Origin of the sequence: Butyrivibrio sp. X503 (genome assembly GCF_003625475.1) — a bacterium.
GTDB lineage: Bacteria > Bacillota > Clostridia > Lachnospirales > Lachnospiraceae > Butyrivibrio.
The window spans coordinates 432,259-453,463 of record NZ_RAIQ01000002.1 but is presented as its reverse complement, the minus strand read 5'-3'; the positions used below and the strand labels follow the sequence as shown (position 1 = coordinate 453,463).

Here is a 21,205-nt window from a genome sequence, read left to right as displayed (position 1 = left end):
GTACGGGCAAGTATGTCATTGTACTTTTTTTGCTCGATTTAACGTGATAAAGTGGTAACGCTTTGCACGGATGCGGGGTATTAAAAAGCACTAACATTCCATAATTTCGGTGTATAATAAACTTATAGCCGATAACATAAATTCTAAACAGGTTGGAGAGACTATGAATACTAAGACACTAATGTACATTGTAAAGAGAGTATTGCTTGCAATCGTTACAATATGGGTAGTTATCACAGTTACCTTTTTCGTTATGCACGCAGTACCGGGAGGCCCATTCACAGGGGAAAAGGCTGTAACCAAACAGGTTATGGCAGCTATGGAAGCTAAGTATGGTTTGGACAAACCTTTAGGAACTCAGTATCTTACATATCTTAAGGACATATGTCTGCATTTTGACTTCGGTCCTTCATTAAAGCAGAGAGGACGCAATGTAAACGGTATAATCCTTGACGGAATGAAGACTTCTGCCAAGCTCGGTATCCTTGCAGCGTTCATCGCTCTTATCTTCGGAGTTGTTCTCGGATCTTTTGCAGCACTTCGCAGAAACAAACTCGTTGACAGGATCATTATGGTAATGACAACAGCATTCGTATCAATGCCTTCATTTATCATGGGATCGTTCCTTCTTATAATATTTTCTATTAATCTTAAGATGTTCCCGGCTAACGGAGCAGCAAGAAACGGACTTTTCCTTCCCGTTGTAACGCTTTCGCTTTATCCGATGGCTTATATCACAAGACTTACAAGATCTTCAATGCTTGAAGTTTTGGGACAGGATTATATAAGAACAGCCAAGGCAAAAGGCGTTTCAGGAACAAAGATTATTTTCGGACACGCACTTAAAAATTCACTTATCCCGGTTATCACATACTTTGGACCGATGCTTGCCGGTATCGTTACAGGCTCCCTCGTTGTTGAACAGATCTTCGCGGTTCCCGGAATCGGAAGAGCTTTCGTTAACAGCATTACGGGACGTGACTATCCGCTTGTAATGGGCACAACAATTGTACTTGCGGCCCTCATCGTAATCATGAACCTTATCGGCGACATCATGTATAAGGTTGTGGATCCTCGTATCACTTTAGAATAATTGGGAGAGTAAATATAAATGGACAAGAAAATTTTCAGTGCACAGGTTAATATGGACGATTTTATTCCTGCCACAGACTCTGAAAAAGAGTATATGGTGCAGATGCGTCCTTCATCTACATTTTTTAAAGACAGCGTAAAGAGACTTCTCAAGAACAAGGTTGCTACAACTTGTTTCTTTATTATATTATTTATCACATTGGCAGCTATTTTCGTGCCGATGTTCTGGCCTTATTCATATGAGCAGATGCTTGGAATGCAGCCGGGTAAGGCTACAGACAATTCTTTTAAATATCTCAGTCCTTTTGAGTACAGTAAGACAGAGCAGGCTTTAATAGCTTCCGGAGAGAAGGTTGTTCCTCATATCTTCGGAACAGATAATCAGGGCAGAGATTATTTCATTCGTGTTGTTTACGGAACACGTATTTCACTCGCAGTTGGCTTTTTTGCCAGCATCATAGTTCTTATTATAGGTATGACGATCGGTTCTGTCGCAGGTTATGCGGGAGGAAGAGTCGACCTTATCATAATGAGAATAGTCGATATCATATATTCACTTCCGGATATGCTTATGGTTATCCTTCTTTCATCCGTCCTTAAGGTCGTAATGGAGGGAGCGCTTGACGGAACGGCACTTGCCAAGATCGGTTCGAACATCATCAGTTTGTTTATAGTATTCGGTGTTCTTTACTGGGTATCAATGGCAAGACTTATCAGAGGACAGATCCTTTCACTGCGTGAACAGGAGTATGTACTTGCTTCTCAGGCAGCCGGAGCAAAAGGAAAGTGGATCATTATTAAACATCTTATTCCCAACTGCTTTTCGGTAATTATTATTTCTACAGCGCTTCAGATTCCAAGTGCCATATTCACAGAGAGTTACCTCTCATTCCTTGGACTTGGTGTTAATGCACCGATGCCTTCGCTTGGATCTCTTGCAAGTGACGCGCTTAACGGTGTTTCATCGTATCCTTTGGGATTGGTGATCCCTGCACTTGTTATTTCACTCATCGTTTTGTCTCTTAACCTTTTCGGCGACGGACTACGCGATGCGTTTGATCCTAAGCTTGATACTTGATAGACATTTTTTATAAGAGAAAACAGATGGAGATTTAAATATGAGTTTATTGGAAGTCAGAGATCTGCACACCTCTTTCTTTACAGATGCGGGAGAGGTCAAGGCAGTTAACGGAATATCTTTTAATTTGGACAGAGGCAAAGTCCTTGGAATAGTAGGAGAGTCAGGCTCAGGTAAGTCGGTTACGGCTTATTCGATCATGCAGATTCTTGCGGGAACAGGTAAGATCGTTTCAGGTTCTATAAAGCTTGACGGTCAGGAGCTTGTTAATTCAGGCGAGAAAGTCATGAAGACGGTAAGAGGAAATAAGGTTTCGATTATTTTCCAGGATCCCATGACCAGCCTTAACCCTACATATACAATCGGTCATCAGCTTATGGAGGCAATTTTACTCCATACAGGAAGAAATAAAGAGCAGGCAAAAGAGCGTGCGATCGAGATGCTCAAACTTGTTAATGTAAACGAGCCCGAGAAGCGTATGGATCAGTATCCGCACGAGTTTTCAGGCGGTATGAGACAGAGGGTTATGATCGCTATGGCGCTTGCATGTGAACCCGATATCCTTATCGCGGATGAGCCCACAACAGCGCTTGACGTTACTATTCAGGCACAGATCCTTGATCTTATGAAATCACTTCAGGAAGAGCTCGGAATGGCTATCATCATGATCACACACGATCTTGGTGTTGTTGCTCAGATGTGCGATGAAGTTATCGTAATGTATGCAGGTTCTATCTGTGAGCAGGGAACAGCGGATGAGATCTTCTACAATCCTTGTCACGAATATACAAAGGGTCTTCTTCGTTCTATTCCTACAGAGGGAAAAGATGGTAAGAAGCTTGAGCCTATCAGCGGAACACCCATCGACCTTCTCAATATGCCGAAAGGATGTCCTTTCGCACCCAGATGCGATGCTGCAATGAAGATATGTCTTCGTGAGAGAGCAGAGCGTATGCAGATAAATGACGACCACGCCGCAGGCTGTTGGATGAATGTCAAAAAGCAGATGGAAGGCGGTGAGAGGTCATGAGTACAAATAATAACGAAAAGAATCTCCTTGAGATAAAGCACTTAAAAGAATACTTTGATATTAACGTAGGATTTTTCAAGACCAAGCCTCTTAAGGCGGTTGACGATGTCTCTTTTACCATCAAAAAAGGTGAGACATTGGGTCTTGTAGGAGAATCAGGCTGCGGAAAGACAACCGTCGGACGTACTATTCTTAATCTTTATAAGCCCACATCCGGTGAGATCTGGTATGACGGCAAACTTATTAAGACCAAAGAGGATATAAAAGAGTTCCGTAAAAAAGCCACAATGGTTTTCCAGGATCCTTATTCATCACTTAATCCGAGAATGACGGTTTCCGATATTATCGGCGAGCCGCTTGACATACATAAGCTTTACAAGACTAAGGAAGAGCGCAGAGAGCGTATCCTTGAACTTATGGGATATGTTGGACTTAACTCTGAGCATGCTTCCAGATATGCACATGAATTTTCCGGCGGACAGAGACAGCGTATCGGTATCGCAAGATCTCTTGCCGTCAATCCTGAATTTATAGTTTGTGACGAGCCCGTATCGGCTCTTGACGTTTCCATTCAGGCGCAGGTTATCAATATGTTTGATGAGCTTCAGGATAAGCTTGGTCTTACATATTTGTTTATAGCACATGACCTTTTGGTTGTGCGTCACATCAGTGACAGAATCGCAGTAATGTACTTGGGTAAGATGGTAGAGCTTGCGGATGCTGATGAGATTTACAATAATCCGCTTCATCCTTACAGCAAATCACTTCTTTCCGCAGTACCCGTTCCGGACCCCAAGATCGCAAGAGCCAATCAGCGTATTGTATTGTCCGGTGATATACCCAGTCCTCTTAATGCTCCTTCGGGATGTCCTTTCCGTACGAGATGCCCTTATGCAAAGGCTGATTGTGCAGAGTGCATGCCAGAGTTTAAAGAGGTAAGCAAAGGTCACTTTGTTGCGTGTCATCACATGGAAGACGCCAACTGAATGATAAATCACAACTCATAATTCATAATAAGGAGGAAAATTATGAAAAAGAAGTTATTTTCAGTACTTCTTGCAATGACAATGGTACTGAGCCTTGTTGCCTGCGGCGCTAAAAAGGGCCCTGCAGAGGATGGAATCAACGTATGTATCGCATCCGAGCCGGCAACACTTGATCCTGCACTTCAGTCAGCTGTAGATTGCGGTATCGTTATCAATCACCTTTTCGCAGGTCTTGCTACTTGGGAAGAGGGCGCAAACGGTGAGAGCGTACTTGCTCCCGATTGCATCACAGAGTTTACTGAGGGTGTTGAGAATCCTGACGGAACAGTAACTTATACTTATACACTTAAGGACGGTCTTACTTGGTCTGACGGTAAGGCTGTAACAGCAGGCGATTTCGTATTTGCTTGGAACCGTGCTGCGTCACCTGCAACAGCAGCAGATTACGGTTACATGTTTGATGTAATCGACGGATATGATGAAATGTGGGCTGATGATGCTAAGGGTGATGAGACACTTAACGTTCAGGCTCCCGATGACAAGACACTTGTTGTAACACTTAAGAACCAGGTTCCTTACTGGAACGAGCTTATGGCATTCCCTACATACAAGCCTGTACGTGAGGATGTTGTAGCTAACGAAGCTTGGGCAACAGAGCCTAAGACAATGATCTGCAACGGTGCTTACACAATTGAGAGCTGGAAGCACAACTCTTATCTTACACTTAGAAAGAGAGATGACTATGTTGATGCAGATAAGGTTACAATGCCTGCTATCAACTTCTATCTTTCAGACGATGTAAATAATGACCTTGCCAACTTCAAGAACGGCGATTGGCAGTTCATTGATGATGTACCTACAAACGAGATTCCTGCTCTTAAGAAGGATTATCCTCAGGAGTTCGTTATCGTTGGTAATGTTGGTACATATTATCTTTGCTGGAATGTAAATGAAGACCTTCTTCCAAACAGTGACCTTGAGGGCACAGAGAAGGCTCTTGCAGAGGCTGAGATCAGAAACGCGATCAACCTTCTTGTAGACAGAAACTACATTGTTGAAGAGGTATCACAGGGCGGACAGGTTCCCGCTTCTTCATTCGTCGCTATGGGTCTTACAGACGCTGACGGAACTGAATTCTATAAGAATGCAGGAAATAACGACTATACAGGATACTTTGATGTATCTAAAGAAGCATATGAAAAGACTTGGGAAGAAGCTAAAGAAGTACTCAAGAAGTACTACACATTTGATGAGGCTTCAGGAAAGTTCACAGATATGCCTTCACTTATATACCTCTACAATACAAACGAGGGACATAAGGCAATCGCTGAGGCTATCCAGTCTAATTTCGCTCAGATAGGTATCAACATGAGTCTTGAGAATCAGGAGTGGGCTACATTCCTTGAGACAAGAAAGAACGGTGACTTCTCTGTAGCACGTAACGGATGGCTCGGAGATTACAACGATCCTATTTCTTTCCTTGATATGTGGACAACAGTTTCAGGAAATAACGATGTTCAGCTCGGTAAGGGTGACAATGAGGCAGTTAAGGCTTACAGCATTGACCTTACAGACCTTGGCTATGATACAAAGGTTGAGAACGGAACTTGGGCTGAGACTTATGACGTTGTTATCAGCGACATCAAGACATGCACAGATGCTAACACAAGATATGCTCTTATGCACAAGGCTGAGGATCTTCTTATGTCAACAGGCACAATTTGCCCTATCTATTACTACACAGATCTTTACATGATCGACGACAGCGTAGACGGATTCTTTACAACTCCTCTCGGCTTTAAGTATTTCATGTATTGCACAATCAATAAATAATAGTTATACTTCTTGTGTATGACATCATGGCGTCGCCCCGGAGGTTCCGGGGCGGCGTTTTTACGGAGAATGTTATCAGGGAGAATATTATGGAAAATGAAAAACTTAAACCAATGCTATTTACCGTTTTAAAAGGCTATAACGGTAAACAATTCGCGCAGGACCTTGTATCCGGAATCATAGTTGCGATAATCGCACTTCCGCTTTCAATTGCACTTGCGCTTGCATCGGGTGTTGGGCCTGAAGAAGGTCTGTACACGGCTATCGTTGCCGGCTTTATTATTTCCTTCCTCGGAGGAAGCAGAGTACAGATAGCCGGACCTACAGCAGCTTTTGCAACAATCGTTGCGGGCATTGTAGCCACAAAGGGAATGGAAGGACTTGCTCTTGCAACTGTATTTGCAGGAATCCTTCTGATACTGATGGGTGTATTTAAACTCGGATCACTTATCAAATTTATTCCGTATACGATCACAACAGGATTTACAGCCGGTATCGCAGTAACCATCCTTATAGGACAGATAAAGGATTTCCTTGGACTTACTTATCCTGCGGGAACAGCCACGGTTGAGACAATGGATAAGATTGAAGCCATCGGTAAGAATATCGGAACTTTAAATTACCAGGCTCTTATCGTAGGTGTTGTTTGCCTTGTTATTCAGATAGTATGGCCCAAGATAAGCAGCAAGATTCCCGGATCTCTTATCGCTGTTATAGTCGGAATCTTTATGGTAAAGTTCCTTGGACTTCACGTTAATACGATAGGAGATCTCTATGTTATTAAGGGACAGCTTCCTGCGTTCAGACTTCCCGCAATAAGCTATCCTTTGTTAAAAGACGTAGCGGGAGACGGCTTTACAATTGCAATCCTTGCGGCTATCGAATCTCTTTTGTCCTGTGTTGTTGCAGACAGCATGATCGATTCGAAGCACAGATCCAATATGGAGCTTGTAGCGCAGGGCGCAGGTAACATCGGATCGGCTCTTTTTGGCGGTATTCCCGCAACAGGAGCTATCGCACGTACGGCAGCAAATATCAAGAACGGCGGTAGAACACCTATCGCAGGTATGATCCATTCAATCTGCCTTGTTCTTGTGCTTGTAGTGCTTATGCCTTACGCAGCGCTTATTCCAATGCCTACTATAGCGGCTATTCTTTTCATGGTCGCTTATAATATGTGTCAGTGGAGAACCTTCGTACATCTCGTAAAAACAGCGCCCAAGAGCGATATTTTGGTGCTTGTTCTTACATTTGTACTTACGGTAGTATTTGACCTTGTTGTTGCCATCGAGATCGGTATGGTTCTTGCATGCCTCCTTTTCATGAAGAGAATGAGCGAAGAGTCTCGTGTAAGAGGATGGAAGTACTTCGATCCCGAGGATGATCCGGAAGGAACCGATCTTAAGGATATTCCCAAGCACGTTCGCGTTTATGAGATCAGCGGACCTATGTTCTTTGGTGATGCCGAGCAGATCGCCGAGATCAGCATTAAGGACTTTACCAGGGCTCTTGTTATCCGTATGCGTGGTGTGCCTGCTATCGACGCAACTGCAATGCATTCATTCGAGCAGCTCTATGACAGATGTAAAAAGAACGGTGTTCAGCTTGTCTTTTCACATGTAAATGAGCAGCCCATGAACACGATGAAGAAGGACGGCTTTGTAGAGCTTGTCGGAAGTGAGAATTTCCTCCCTCACATCGACGAAGCGCTTAAGAGAGCCGCAGAAATACAGTAAAATATTTAATAAACATGTATGAATTCCCCGAATGATCGGAAGATTGATTCGGGGAATTTTTTTGCCCTTAACACAATAAGAAATATATTGCGAAACCACAAGATGTGGTATAATGAAGGTACAAGTCATACATATACAGGGGGATCTACGCATGAAGAAGATCTATGTACTGGACACCAACGTTTTGATTCAGGCACCACACGCCTTGAAGTGCTTTGATGATAACGAGGTCGTTCTTCCGCTGGTAGTCTTAGAAGAGTTGGACGCCCACAAACGCGATGAGGGCGAGAGAGGAGCCAATGTAAGAGAAGCGATCAGAATCCTCGAACAGCTTCGGGGAGCAGGCGATCTGGTTGCAGGTGTTAAGCTTGATAACGGGGGAAGTCTTCGAGTAGAGAAGAACTTCAAGGATACAGTCCTTCCGGAAGATATGGCGGAACACAAATCCGACAACAGGATACTTAAGGTATGTAAGGGATTGTCGGAGAGTAGGAAAGAACAGGTAGTTCTGGTAACTAAGGATATTCTGATGCGTATCAAGGCGCAGCTTATCGATATCAGATCCGAGGATTTCACAACCGAGCAGGTTGCGGGGCACCAAGAGCAGTACAGTGGTAGGATCGATGTATATGCGCCGGAGGAGATTTTTAAGGATTTCAAGAAAAAAGGCATACCCGTCAGCAAAGTTTATTGTTGCGATGAAGACGGTAACAGATATGAACCTGAGTTATACGAGAATGAATTTGTAGTTGTAAGAGCCGATCAGTCTACCAATAAGACTCAGATGGGCAGAGTAAGTAAGGGCGTCATCAAAAAGCTTGAATTTGAAAGATCGCAGCCTTACGGTGTTAAACCGAGAAATGCAGGTCAGTACTTTTTACAGGAAGCGCTTATGCAGCCCGCTGATGTGGCGCCGCTTGTAATCGTAAAAGGTATGGCGGGTACAGCGAAGACATTCTATTCACTTGCTGTCGGACTTGAGAAAATGATAAATCGGCCGACCGGAGAGTACAGAAGGATTCTTGTGTGCAGACCCAATTCGCAGTTTGATGATGATATAGGCTTTCTTCCCGGCGATGAGCAGGAGAAGATATCACCGCTTATGCGACCCATTATCGATAATCTTGAGCAGCTCATTGATTCCAACGAGGAAGAAAGATACAAGGACGAGAAGGAGCTTCAGGATAAGACGGATGAAGTTTTTGACAGAGGTATCGTACAGTGCGAGGCTCTGAACTTCATAAGAGGAAGATCTATTCTCAAGACTTTCCTTATTATTGATGAAGCTCAGAATATGACACCTACGCAGGCTAAGGGTATTATCACGAGAGCCGGCAAGGATACCAAGATCATACTTCTCGGAGATCCCAATCAGATAGACAGACCGTTCCTTGATGAGAGGACCAACGGATTATCTTATGCCTCCGAGCATATGAAGGGCAGCCCGTTCTGCTGGCAGGTATCGTTATCGGCTTCAGAGTGTGAGCGTAGCCGTCTTGCTATGGATGCCATCGAGCGCATGAGAGATAAAAAAGACTTCTAATACTATTGTGTAAGTCTTCATATTATTAGTGCTTGCTAACACCTCGCTTTTAAAAGTGAGGTGTTTTTTACTTACAAAGCCTTGAAAATGCTATGAAATTTTGTTAGCTATTAATAACAAAAATTTGCCAAAATCTATTGACAAAGAATTTCAAAAAGACTATTCTTATCATGGTTAGCAAGGACTAACATTTTATTAGACGATGCTAACAGGTAATGAATTATATCTTTTATGTATTTGAAAGGAGATCAATATGCCTTTAAGTATGGGAAATATTGGTGAACTTGTTTCTATAAAACATGTATCGGGTAATGATGAGACACGTCAGCATCTCGCAGAACTTGGTTTTATCATTGGTGAGCCGGTTACCATTGTAAGTAAGAACGGCGGTAATCTGATCATCAATGTTAAAGATAGCCGAATTGCTCTTGATAAGACTTTGGCTAATCGCATTATGATCTAATAGATATAAAGAAGAGGAGACTTTATTCATGAAGACATTAAGAGATGTTGCGATCGGACAGACAGCTGTTATTAAAAAGCTGCATGGGGAAGGTCCTACAAGACGCAGAATTATGGACATGGGACTTACAAAAGGAACAGAGATAATTGTTCGCAAGGTAGCGCCTCTTGGTGACCCTATCGAGCTTACAGTCAGAGGCTACGAGCTTACTGTTCGTAAAGCAGACGCAGAATTTGTAGAAGTCGAATAATCAGGAGGTTAACATGGAAATCAAGATTGCTCTGGCGGGTAACCCCAACAGCGGAAAAACAACATTATTTAATGATCTTACAGGAAGCAGACAGTACGTTGGTAACTGGCCCGGTGTTACTGTAGAAAAGAAAGAGGGTAGACTTAAAGGTCAGGAATTCAAGGATGTTATCATCCAGGATCTTCCCGGTATTTATTCTCTTTCTCCATATACTCTTGAGGAAGTTGTATCTCGTACATATCTTGTAAATGAGAAGCCCGATGCGATCATCAATATCGTAGACGGTACCAATATAGAACGTAATCTATATCTCACAACTCAGCTTCTTGAGTTAAACATTCCTATTGTAGTAGCTCTTAATATGATGGATCTTGTTCGTAAGAACGGAGATAAGGTTGATGTTAAAGCGCTTTCAGAGGCTCTTGGATGTGAAGTTGTCGAGCTTTCAGCTCTTAAATCCGAGGGTACTGAGGCAGTAGTAAAGAAAGCAGTTGCTGCAGCAAAGGCAGGAAAGACTGCTGAAAGAAAAGAAGTTCTCACAGGCGAAGTAAAAGAAGCTGTAGAAAAGATCGAAGAGATCTTAAAGGGCTCAGTGGATGATAAATTCCTTCACTGGACAGCTATTAAGGCATTTGAGCGTGATTCTAAGGCTATGGAGAGTCTTAACCTCTCAGCAGATAAGAAGGCTCAGATCGAGAGCATAACAAAGGCATGTGAAGCTTCTCTTGATGATGATGCAGAGTCTATCATAACTAATGATAGATATACATATATAACAAATGTAACAGAAAAGGCTGTAATAAAAGGCCGTGCAAAGGGCGAGCTTTCTATTTCCGATAAGATAGACAGAATAGTTACAAACCGTATTCTCGGTCTTCCTATTTTTGCTCTTATCATGTTCCTTATCTATGCTGTTGCAATGGGAGGATGGAGCGTTTCTATCGGAACAGCCGCAACTGATTTTACCAATGATGTTATCTTTGGTGAGTGGATCCCCGGATTCTTCGATACGATCCTCACAGCTCTTCATGTAGAAGAGGGAACTGTTTTGTACGGACTTATCCAGGACGGTATTGTAGCAGGTGTCGGAGCGGTCATCGGATTCGTTCCTCAGATGCTCGTTCTTTTCTTCCTTCTTTCTATTTTGGAAGATGTCGGATATATGGCGCGTGTTGCTTTCGTTATGGACCGTATTTTCCGTCAGTTCGGACTTTCAGGTAAGTCTTTCATTCCTTGCCTTGTTGCTACAGGCTGCGGTGTTCCCGGTGTTATGGCGAGCCGTACGATTGAAAATGAGCGTGACAGACGTATGACTATCATGACTACGACTTTCATGCCTTGCGGAGCTAAGCTTCCTATTATCGGACTTATCGCAGGTGCGGTGTTCGGAGGATCACCTCTTATTGCTGCATCAGCTTACTTTATAGGTATCGGATCGATCGTTCTTTCCGGTATCATCCTTAAGAAATTTAAAGCATTTGCAGGTATGCCTGCACCCTTCGTTATGGAGCTTCCTGCTTACCATATTCCTTCATGGACAGGCGTGCTACGTGCAACATGGGAGAGAGGCTGGTCATTCATTAAGCGTGCCGGCAGCGTTATCGTGGTTTCATCTATCATCATCTGGTTCTTGTCTGCATTTGGAAATGTAAACGGACACTTCGGACTTGTAGATAACCTCTTTGAGGATGAGAGCATTGTGACGGAAGAATATGTTCAGAAGCTTGCTGATAAGATGGATGTTCCCGCTGAAGATGTAAATGCTATGGATGCATCTCTTCTTGCAGGATTCGGAAACACATTATCACCTGTATTCAAGCCTCTTGGATTCGGTAACTGGAAGGCTACTGTTTCAACTATCACAGGCCTTGTAGCTAAAGAAGAAGTAGTAGGAACTTTCGGTGTTCTTTATAACTATGACGATGCGGATGAAGAGCTCGGAGAAGAAGGCGAACAGATATGGGATAGAGTAGCTGCAGATTACACACCGCTTGCAGCTTATGGATTCATGGTATTTAACCTTCTTTGTGCACCTTGCTTCGCTGCAATTGGAGCGATCAAGCGTGAGATGAACAACGCTAAGTGGACATGGGCTGCTATCGGATATATGACTTTGTGGGCTTATGTACTTGCACTAATCACATATAATCTCGGAAGCTTTATAACAGGAGCCGCATCATTTGGATTCGGTACTGTTGTTGCGGTAGTTCTTTTGGCTGCTATTATCTATCTTCTTTTCAGAAAGGGCTATGTAGCTACGGGAAATGAAGGTCTTGAGTCAGCTGTAAAGGCTAATTCTTAATTGTTTTAGGATTTTTGGAGGTGGTAAGATGACACCTTTGGTTGGACATATTATAGTAATTGCTGTTTTATGTGCTATAGTTTTTATATGCGGTAAGAATTTTATCAGAAATATCAGACATGAACTTTCGGGCGGGGGCTGTGCTTCCTGCCCGGGAGGTTGTTCTTGCGGCAAATGCGATGGCAAAGGACATAAGTAATTACTTATAATGAATAATAATTTCAGACAGATCGAATATACGGTAACTAAAGAGGACGGCATCATAACAGCCGGCGATATTATGCGCCAAAGGCTTTCTCTTTCAAGCAGAGAGGTTTCAAGGTGCAAGAGCTTTGATGACGGCGTTATGCTTGACGGTGCCCCTATTAGGATAATCACAGAGCTTAATCCGGGGCAGACTCTTACTGTAAGGATTTATGAGGATATAGAGAACGGCTCTGAGATCGTTCCATCGGACATTCCTGTTGATATCGTATATGAAGATGAGGATCTGATACTTCTTAATAAGCCGGGAGACATGGTCGTCCATCCTTCTTATGCACATTTTTCGGATTCGCTCAGTAACGCGCTTGCAGGTTTGTATAAAAGACGCGGTGAGGAGCATGTAATGCGTGTCATAGGAAGACTTGACCGTGAGACTTCAGGGCTTATTATTTTTGCAAAAAACAGGCACAGTGCGGCGCTTTTATCCAAACAGGGACAGAATATGTCCAAGAGAAAAGAGTATCTTGCTCTGTGTAGCGGTATCTTTGAAAATCAAGAAGGAACCGTGGATGCTCCCATTGAGCGGATTCCCGGTCAGAGAATGATAAGGGAAGTAAGAGAAGACGGTAAAAGAGCGATCACACATTATAAGGTTATTAAAGCTTTCAAGGATTGCAGCCTTGTAAGGCTCCGCCTCGATACGGGAAGGACTCATCAGATAAGAGTTCATATGGCGTATCTTGGGCATCCGCTTCTTGGAGATAACTTCTATGGAAAAGAGATATCGGAGAATTACGGGCTTACAAGAGCGGCACTTCACGCGGCGCATTTGGAATTTGATCAGCCGATAACGGGAGAAAAGCTTGTATTTGAAGCTCCGCTTCCTAAGGATATGGACGAAGCGATGAAAATGATTATTTAAGCAGACTGCCTTTAATAACAGTGTTTTTACCAAACTTATCTGCAAGCTCGTCAGCCATCTTACCTAGCTTCTTGGTCTTATCATCGGTGGAGAAAGCTTCATCGAAAAGGCTCATCTGTCTGTAAGAGCCGTCGTCGAGTTTACTTACGCCGACGCCGACAAGGCGAACGACTTCGCCATATATGAACAGTCCCTCTTCGCCAAGAAGGAGCTTATCTGCAAGATATTTGGAATATTTATATATTTCAGCGGCATCGGATGTGGAATTATCAAGTTGCATCTGAGATGAATGCCTTTTGAAATTGCCTGTTTTGACAGACAGGGTTATAGTCCTTCCGAAAACTTCGTCTCTTCGAAGCCTTGAAGAAACCTTCTCTGACAGATATTTAAGGACAGGAACTATATCTTTATCATAATTATCCGCGTTAAGATCTGATGATAACGTGGTCTCGTTGGAATAGCTCTTGGCTTCTTCATAGGAATCGGAAACATGTGAACTTCCAATTCCGTTGGCGCTTGCGTAGATGTAGCTTCCAGCGTTCTCTCCAAGTATACCTGTAAGCATCTCATAGTCCGCATTGGCGGCATCACCTATGGTGCGAATCCCTAGGCTATTCAGTCTGCTTGCCGTAGAACCTCCGCATCCGTACAGATCACCGATTGGAAGCGGCCACATTTTCTCTTCAATTTCATTGGGGAAAAGAGTATGAATACGATCCGGCTTGGTAAAATCACTTGCCATCTTGGCAAGAAGCTTATTGTCTGAAATTCCCACATTAACAGTAAAACCTAAAGTATCACGTATCTCATCCTTGATCTTCCGGGCAACGCAGATGGGAAAAGGACAGTCCGGAGTTTCAAGATCTTGGTACATCGATCTGGTCCCTGTCATATCCATATAAGCTTCATCTATAGAAACCTGCGCAACTACAGGGGCGTATTTATGAAGTATATCAATAAAAGCATGAGAGCATTCTCTGTAGAAATTAAAGTCAGAGCCGACCATAACAAGATTGGGGCACTTCTGAAGCGCCTTAACCACAGGTTCACCCGTAACTATTCCGTATTTCTTGGCAGGAATGGATTTGGCGGTTATGATACCGTGTCTTGTCTTTACATCGCCGCCTACCGCTGAAGGAATGGTGCGTAGATCGACGCTTCCGGGTTCTTCACGTAGCTGTTTTACAGCTGACCATGAGAGGAATGCAGAATTGACATCTACATGAAATATGAAGTTGTCATAGTCATAAGCCCTTGTTTTCTCCATGCTTGTATTATACATCGAACAAATGTGCGAGGCAAGATACCGGTAGAAAGTTTTTAAATAATAAAGATTTGGAAAAAAGTTTCAGAGTTTGATTTACGCTATGAAATAAAGAGCTCAAAAACGCGAAAAAAATTTATTTGGCATATTGATTCAATATCGCTAATAGATTAGCATTATTTTAGGAATATGGATATTCATTTCCATAACTATTCACAGGGAGAAGTGAAAACGATGAACAGATTTGGCAAGATAATAGCAATACTGATGGCCGGTGTTCTCACTTTCACATTTACAGCTTGTGGATCAGCTAATTACGGAGCTATAGATGATCAGGCTGTAAAGAGAGAATATGATGAGAACGCACAATTCGCCATAATTGATGACGGTATCACGCCCCTTGCAGGAAGCGCAGCTTCCAGCCAGGCTTGTATCGACGCGTGTTCCGCAGTATTTAATTTAATAAATCAGCAGAGAACAGCTCAGGGACTTCCGGCACTTGTATGGAGCGATAAGCTTACAAATGCAGCGGCGGTTCGTGCGAATGAGATTACCACATCATTCTCACATACAAGACCCGACGGAACAGAGTTCTGGACAGTTGACAGCAGCGTACAGTACGGCGAGAATCTTGCTAAGCTTTATCAGTCAGCTGACAGCGTATTTATGGCTTGGATGAATTCACCTACACACGCAGCCAACATTATGGATGGAGGCTTTAAGTCGGTAGGTATCGCAATATGCCAGGTTGACGACGGAAGTTGGTATTGGGCACAGGAATTCGGATATTAAATTGATTATTGATCCGCATAGATGAATGAATAATTGCTTTCCTTCATCCATGCGGATTTTTCTTTTACGGAGTACTTAATGAAGTTTTGATAAGGAGGTATCTGTATGTTTGGAAATTCTTCAAAAGATATTTACCTTAACAGCGAGACAAGACCTATTTCCGTATCGGGAGCCAATGACAATCCCTATATGCAGGAGCTTCTAAGGGGAGAGGAAAGGCGCAGAGAGAAACATACGGACGATATCTACAACCGCCAAAACGGATACATTAAGTAAATAACAGCGAAGGATCGCATTTAAAAGAGCCGACCACTTATGTGATCGGCTCATATTATTGCTTTATCAAGTTATTTCTTTACTGCGTCCCCGTCAGAATATTTCTCATCGCAGTACTTGCATCTGTATACTTCGTTCTTTTCATCAGCAAGATAGAAGATCTGAGGAAGTTCCTGCTCGATGGAAGAGATGCATCTTGGGTTGTGGCATCTGAGCACGTCGTGGATCTCTTTAGGAAGGACGAGAGCTCTTTTTTCTATGATCTCACCGGCTTTTATAACATTGACGGTGATGTTATGGTCAATAAAAGCAAGGATGTCGAGGTTAAGAGTGTCGATGTCGCATTCGACCTTTAAGATGTCTTTTTTGCCCATAACTTTGCTCTTGGCATTCTTAATTATGGCAACGGTGGAATCGAGCTTATCAAGTCCCAAATGGTGATAGATCTGCATTCCTTTTCCGGCCTGAATATGATCGAGAACGAATCCCTCTTCAATTTTTCCGATATTTAACATGAAATACCTCTTTCTGATTTATCTAAAAGTGATGTGTGTCTGAAATGTCTTTTGAAATAAAATCCTCAGAACTTACGAAGAAGTCCTTCATTCATATGAGCATCAGTCATATCAAGGAGCGTCAGGATCAGTGCCATTCTTACGTATAATCCGTACTGAACCTGCTTGAAATATGCGGCTCTTGGGTCGCTGTCAATTTCGACCGAGATCTCGTTTACACGAGGAAGGGGATGGAGGATGAACATCTTTTCCTTAGCAAGCTCCATCTTGGCTTTATCGAGTATATAGAAGTTCTTCAAACGGATGTAGTCTTCTTCGTTGAAGAAACGTTCCTTCTGAACTCTTGTCATGTACAGGAAATCGAGCTTTCCGATGACTTCTTCGAGCTTGATCACTTCTTCATATGTGATTCCTTTTGAATTGAGCATTTCTGTGATGTAATCGGGAACACGGAGCTCTTTCGGAGAAACGAATACGAAGTGGATTCCCTCGTATCTGGTAAGAGCATTGATAAGAGAGTGAACCGTACGACCGAATTTGAGGTCTCCGCAAAGACCGATCGTAAAGTTACCGAGTTTACCGTATAAAGATCTGATGGTTAAAAGATCTGTGAGAGTCTGTGTGGGATGTTGATGACCACCGTCGCCGGCATTGATGACCGGGATAGAAGATTTGGATGCTGCCACCATAGGAGCGCCTTCCTTCGGGTGACGCATAGCGCATATATCTGCGAAACAGGAAATAACACGAATAGTATCTGCGACACTTTCGCCTTTTGCTGCTGAGGAACTGCCTGCATCGGCAAAGCCGAGCGTCTTTCCTCCAAGTCTTAACATAGCTGTTTCAAAACTTAGTCTTGTTCTGGTACTGGGCTCATAGAAGCAGGTGGCAAGTATCTTGCCGTCACATTTGTGCGAATAGGCTTCCATGTTGCTTTCGATGTCATTTGCCACATCGAAGAGCGCTTCGAGTTCATCCACCGTGAAATCCAGCGGATTCATCATGTGTCGCATGTTATTCATACACTCTCCTCGTTATAAAATTATATTTATTTTACTTTCACATCAAAAACGGATGCAGGAGCTGATCCATCCAAAGGTATATGGTACATCACTTCGTCGTTCCCGTAAACCTTAAAATAGATATATTTGGATGTGATATTAAGACTGTTCGTAACACCGTTAAACATGGTAACCGTACCGCCTCCGTTTAGGTCGCAGCGCTTAAGCGCCTCTCGTCCCAGTGTTGAAGTGGAGTAGTAGATATAGTTGTTGTCCATGGTGAAGCAGTCTACACGATCATTCGTAACTTTATTTTGCTCGCCTGTAAGAAGGCTTGTGCGATAAATGAGATAATTATCGTCACCGTTTAAGTAGTAGATATATCCGCCCTGTACAACGGGGAAAAAGTAATTTCCGTACAGAACCGGTGAAACGGAATCGCCTGCGTTGGTGTAAAGCGCGTTAATGTTGTGGTCGTTGGTAACTCCGGTATAGTAGATGACGCCGCTTTCATAGCACACAGGGGAAACATATTCCGTTGAAACAAGCGACTGATTGGTCTGGTCCACGCGGATCTTATGAAGAGAACCGCCGTTTGTCTTTACCTGATAATACAGGTATTCGCCGCAGAGCTGAACCTCACCGCAGAAATCACGAAGCAGGCATGTCTGGCTTCGACCCGAAGTTCTGCATCTGTAGATACCGAACTGATTGGTCGCCGTACCAAGACCCGAGACTCTGCCCGATACTTTGGTTGAATCCATATAGAAATACAAAAACTCTTTTGCTCCGCTGATATATTTGACACCCATACTTGTAAGACGTTTGGGCTTAGATTCGTCGACGTTCATGGAATAGAGACAGTTACTGTCATTGACATTGGAAAAATATACTTTGCCGTCCATCTCAAAAAAGAGACCGGAATTATGAAGATTGCCGGCAATATTACCGTGATCGGTAGGCGACATCGTAACTGTCTGTTCTTTTATATAAAGAACAAGAATGCCGACCAATATAAGTATAGTCAGTATTGAAAATATTGCGGTTTTTAATTTCATATTTTTCCCCTCAAAGATATTCCTCATAATTATTATAGGCGCGTTATTTCTTGCTATCAAGAAATATTTGTTCTAAAATTCAAGTAGATAATTAGGTTTTCGGAGGAAAAAATGGATTTACAAGAGCTTCGTAAAGAAATAGATTCGGTTGACAAACAGATCGTCGAACTCTATGAAAAGAGAATGGATATAGCATCCAGAGTTGCTGATTTTAAGATAAATACGGGAAAAAAAGTTTTTGACAAGCAAAGAGAAGACGAGAAATTAAACGAGATTAAAAAGCTTGCCAAATCAGACTTTAACAGGACTGGACTGGTTGAGCTCTTTTCACAGCTCATGTCCATGAGCAGAAAGCTTCAGTATCAGAAGCTTGCGGAGGCAGGAGCTTCCGGACAGCTTCCGTTTATTAAGATTGATTCGATAGATAAAAAGAATGCAAGAGTGTGCTTCCAGGGAGCCGCAGGTTCATATTCGGAGGAAGCAATGAAGCAGTTCTTCGGAGAAGACGTAAACAGCATTCCAGTCGATACGTTCAGGGATGCGATGGCTCTTTTGGAGGAGGGAAGCGCCGATTATGCGGTTCTTCCTATTGAGAATTCCACTGCGGGCATCGTTAGTGAAATCTATGATCTTCTTGCGGAGTATGAGCACTATATCATAGGCGAGCAGATAATCAAGATAAAGCATTGCCTTCTCGGTGTTCCGGGAGCCAGGCTTTCCGATATCAAGACTGTTTATGCGCATCCTCAGGCTCTTATGCAGAGTGCGAGATTTCTTTCGGATAACAGCTACATTCAGCAGGTCGGCATGAAGAACAATGCATTTGCCGCCAAGAAGGTTTCGGAAGAAGGCGATAAGAGTCAGGCTGCGATAGCAAGTGCCGGCGCCGCCAAGGTTTACGGACTCGATATCATCGAAGAGGGTGTTAATTCAGCTGATGCCAATTCAACAAGATTTATCATTGTTACCAATCAGAAGGTGTTCCTTAAGGATGCCTCCAAGATAAGTCTTTGCCTTGAGATTCCTCATCAGGCGGGAGCTCTTTATCACCTGATGTCTCATTTTATCTACAACAACCTCAACATGACCAAGATTGAATCAAGGCCTATTGAGGACAGAAATTGGGAGTACAGGTTCTTTATTGATTTTGACGGTAACCTTGCGGACAGTGCCGTTAAGAATGCACTAAGGGGGCTTCGCGAAGAAGCAAGAATGCTCAGGATACTCGGTAACTACTGATTATCCGTTGTATATAGCTGACAGGTTTTTCTTTATATTTTCTAAGAGGGTATAGATTATGAAGGGTGAGATATTTGCTGCAATTGATGTCGGTTCATACGAGATCGCACTCAAGATTTTTGAACTTTCTATGAGAAAGGGAGTGCGTGAGCTTGATCATGTAAGACATCGTATGGACATCGGAAGCGAGACTTATGCAACGGGCAAGATCTCGAGCTTGCATGTCGATGAGATGATAAGGATACTTTCCGAATTCAAGAAGATAATGAAGGAATACGGAGTTACTCATTATCAGGCTTACGGAACAAGTGCGATAAGAGAGACCAAGGATATTCTGATCGTGCGTGATCTTATCGAGCAGAGAACGGGAATCAGGATCGATGTTCTAAGTAACTCGGAGCAGCGCTTTTTGGATTATAAATCCATTGCACTAAGACACGATAAGTTTGAAAAGGTGCTAGAAAAGCCGACGGCAATCGTAGATATTGGCGGCGGAAGTATTCAGATATCTCTTTTTGAAAAAGATACTTTGGTTGCGACTCAGAACCTTATGACCGGAGTATTAAGGCTTCATACTACAATGGAGCAGGTGCACGCATCGAGACTTAAGTATGCGGATCTTGTTTCGGAGCTTATAAATTCAAGGCTTTCCGTCTTTTCAAAGATGCATCTTAAGGACAGAAAGATTGAGAATCTTATAATAATTGACGACTATGTTTCTCCGATAATGCAAAAGGTTAGGTCGGGTGCAGACGGCGACGGATTTGCCACAAGGGATGAGTTTCTTAAGATTTTGTCTTATGCGGATGACATGAGCGACTTCGATGTAGCCAAGAAGCTTGGAATGCCCGAAGAAAATGTTCCGCTGCTTCATGTTGCGGGAATTCTCATTAAGTGTATCCTTGATGCCACCAAGGCAGAGAATCTCTGGGCTCCCGGTATTACCTTGTGCGATGGTATCGCATATGAATATGCGGAGAAAAAAGACTATATCAGATCGCCGCATGATTTTGAACAGGACATCATCGCCTGTGCGCAGAATATTTCAAAAAGATACATGGGTAGTAAGTCGAGAAGAGAGACTCTTAAAAAGATCGCGCTTACTATCTTTGACAGTACCAAGGATATCCACGGATTGTCCGACAGAGACAGGCTTCTTTTGGAGATCGCGACAATTCTTCATGACTGCGGCAAATATATAAGTCTTGTTTATCTCGGAGACTGTTCCTACAACATCATAATGTCGACCGAGATCATAGGTCTTTCTCATAGCGAGAGATCGATAGTTGCAAATGTTGTAAGGTTCAATCACGAGGAATTTGAATATTATAACAGCGGCTCGGAATTTTTTGACGGACTTTCAAGAGAGGATTATCTAAGGATATCCAAACTTACAGCGATAATGCGTGTTGCCAACGGACTCGACAGGACACATAAGCAAAAGTTCAGAGACGTTATGGTAAGCATCAAAGACAGAAATCTTATCATCAACGTTGATACATCGGCGGACATCACGCTTGAGAAAGGGCTCTTTTTTAACAGAGCGTCCTTCTTTGAAGAAGTTTTTGGTTTAAAACCTGTTATTCGTCAAAAGAAAATGATGTAAATATGAGGGGTATTT

At 42.9% G+C, this 21,205-nt stretch carries 20 protein-coding genes; 16 read left to right on the top strand and 4 right to left on the bottom strand.

The features are described 5' to 3' along the window. Positions 1-163 precede the first annotated feature (163 nt). From D6853_RS04935 to D6853_RS04885, 12 genes are all read left to right on the top strand, one after another. Positions 164-1,093 (top strand): ABC transporter permease, encoded by a 930-nt coding sequence (locus D6853_RS04935; RefSeq protein ID WP_120656914.1) that lies wholly within the window; start codon positions 164-166, stop codon positions 1,091-1,093. Positions 1,094-1,111: 18 nt separating this feature from the next. Continuing rightward, positions 1,112-2,170 (top strand): ABC transporter permease, encoded by a 1,059-nt coding sequence (locus D6853_RS04930; protein ID WP_120656913.1) that lies wholly within the window; start codon positions 1,112-1,114, stop codon positions 2,168-2,170. Positions 2,171-2,210: 40 nt separating this feature from the next. Continuing rightward, a complete protein-coding gene (locus tag D6853_RS04925; RefSeq protein WP_120656912.1) occupies positions 2,211-3,200 on the top strand; it encodes an ABC transporter ATP-binding protein in 990 nt (329 codons plus the stop codon). Then, a complete protein-coding gene (locus D6853_RS04920) occupies positions 3,197-4,186 on the top strand; it encodes an ABC transporter ATP-binding protein (RefSeq protein ID WP_120656911.1) in 990 nt (329 codons plus the stop codon). Before D6853_RS04925 ends, D6853_RS04920 begins: the two co-directional genes overlap by 4 nt. A 42-nt stretch (positions 4,187-4,228) precedes the next feature. Beyond that, complete coding sequence (locus D6853_RS04915) at positions 4,229-6,019, top strand: peptide ABC transporter substrate-binding protein (RefSeq protein ID WP_120656910.1); 1,791 nt, start codon at positions 4,229-4,231, stop codon at positions 6,017-6,019. An 89-nt stretch (positions 6,020-6,108) separates the two neighbouring features. After that, positions 6,109-7,755, top strand: coding sequence for a SulP family inorganic anion transporter (locus D6853_RS04910; RefSeq protein ID WP_120656909.1), 1,647 nt, complete (start codon positions 6,109-6,111; stop codon positions 7,753-7,755). A gap of 151 nt (positions 7,756-7,906) precedes the next feature. Next, positions 7,907-9,298 (top strand): PhoH family protein, encoded by a 1,392-nt coding sequence (locus D6853_RS04905; RefSeq protein WP_120656908.1) that lies wholly within the window; start codon positions 7,907-7,909, stop codon positions 9,296-9,298. A gap of 253 nt (positions 9,299-9,551) precedes the next feature. Further along, complete coding sequence (locus D6853_RS04900) at positions 9,552-9,761, top strand: FeoA family protein (RefSeq protein ID WP_120656907.1); 210 nt, start codon at positions 9,552-9,554, stop codon at positions 9,759-9,761. A gap of 28 nt (positions 9,762-9,789) precedes the next feature. After that, a complete protein-coding gene (locus D6853_RS04895) occupies positions 9,790-10,011 on the top strand; it encodes a FeoA family protein (protein WP_092243121.1) in 222 nt (73 codons plus the stop codon). A 13-nt stretch (positions 10,012-10,024) separates the two neighbouring features. Next, positions 10,025-12,313 (top strand): ferrous iron transport protein B, encoded by a 2,289-nt coding sequence (feoB, locus tag D6853_RS04890; RefSeq protein WP_120656906.1) that lies wholly within the window; start codon positions 10,025-10,027, stop codon positions 12,311-12,313. A gap of 28 nt (positions 12,314-12,341) precedes the next feature. After that, positions 12,342-12,512 (top strand): hypothetical protein, encoded by a 171-nt coding sequence (locus tag D6853_RS15265; RefSeq protein WP_158588665.1) that lies wholly within the window; start codon positions 12,342-12,344, stop codon positions 12,510-12,512. 9 nt (positions 12,513-12,521) lie between these two features. After that, positions 12,522-13,439, top strand: coding sequence for an RluA family pseudouridine synthase (locus tag D6853_RS04885; protein WP_120656905.1), 918 nt, complete (start codon positions 12,522-12,524; stop codon positions 13,437-13,439). Here the strand turns inward: D6853_RS04885 and D6853_RS04880 are convergent. Beyond that, positions 13,432-14,706 (bottom strand): DNA polymerase Y family protein, encoded by a 1,275-nt coding sequence (locus D6853_RS04880; RefSeq protein ID WP_158588664.1) that lies wholly within the window; start codon positions 14,704-14,706, stop codon positions 13,432-13,434. The two genes, D6853_RS04885 and D6853_RS04880, sit on opposite strands and share 8 nt — an antisense overlap. A 231-nt stretch (positions 14,707-14,937) precedes the next feature. On the opposite strand from D6853_RS04880, the gene D6853_RS04875 reads away from it, so the two are divergent. Together D6853_RS04875 and D6853_RS15260 are read left to right on the top strand one after the other, a co-directional pair. Next, positions 14,938-15,495 carry a CAP domain-containing protein gene (locus D6853_RS04875; protein ID WP_243108296.1) on the top strand — a complete coding sequence of 186 codons (558 nt, stop codon included), beginning with the start codon at positions 14,938-14,940 and terminating at the stop codon, positions 15,493-15,495. A gap of 105 nt (positions 15,496-15,600) precedes the next feature. Continuing rightward, positions 15,601-15,771 carry a hypothetical protein gene (locus D6853_RS15260; protein ID WP_158588663.1) on the top strand — a complete coding sequence of 57 codons (171 nt, stop codon included), beginning with the start codon at positions 15,601-15,603 and terminating at the stop codon, positions 15,769-15,771. Positions 15,772-15,842: 71 nt separating this feature from the next. Here the strand turns inward: D6853_RS15260 and D6853_RS04870 are convergent, their stop codons facing one another. The 3 genes from D6853_RS04870 to D6853_RS04860 form a co-directional block, all read right to left on the bottom strand. After that, a complete protein-coding gene (locus D6853_RS04870; protein WP_120656902.1) occupies positions 15,843-16,286 on the bottom strand; it encodes an aspartate carbamoyltransferase regulatory subunit in 444 nt (147 codons plus the stop codon). Positions 16,287-16,351: 65 nt separating this feature from the next. After that, on the bottom strand, positions 16,352-17,299 hold the full coding sequence (gene pyrB, locus D6853_RS04865; protein ID WP_120657007.1) for an aspartate carbamoyltransferase: 948 nt from the start codon (positions 17,297-17,299) through the stop codon (positions 16,352-16,354). Between the two features lie 35 nt (positions 17,300-17,334). Then, positions 17,335-18,345: a DUF5050 domain-containing protein gene (locus tag D6853_RS04860; protein ID WP_158588662.1), complete on the bottom strand. Its 1,011-nt coding sequence runs from the start codon at positions 18,343-18,345 to the stop codon at positions 17,335-17,337. Positions 18,346-18,456: 111 nt separating this feature from the next. Between D6853_RS04860 and pheA the strand changes: the two genes are divergently transcribed. Both pheA and D6853_RS04850 read left to right on the top strand, forming a co-directional pair. Continuing rightward, positions 18,457-19,584, top strand: a complete 1,128-nt coding sequence (gene pheA, locus D6853_RS04855; RefSeq protein ID WP_120656900.1) for a prephenate dehydratase — start codon at positions 18,457-18,459, stop codon at positions 19,582-19,584. A gap of 58 nt (positions 19,585-19,642) precedes the next feature. Beyond that, complete coding sequence (locus tag D6853_RS04850) at positions 19,643-21,190, top strand: Ppx/GppA phosphatase family protein (RefSeq protein WP_120656899.1); 1,548 nt, start codon at positions 19,643-19,645, stop codon at positions 21,188-21,190. The last annotated feature ends 15 nt before the right edge of the window (positions 21,191-21,205 follow it).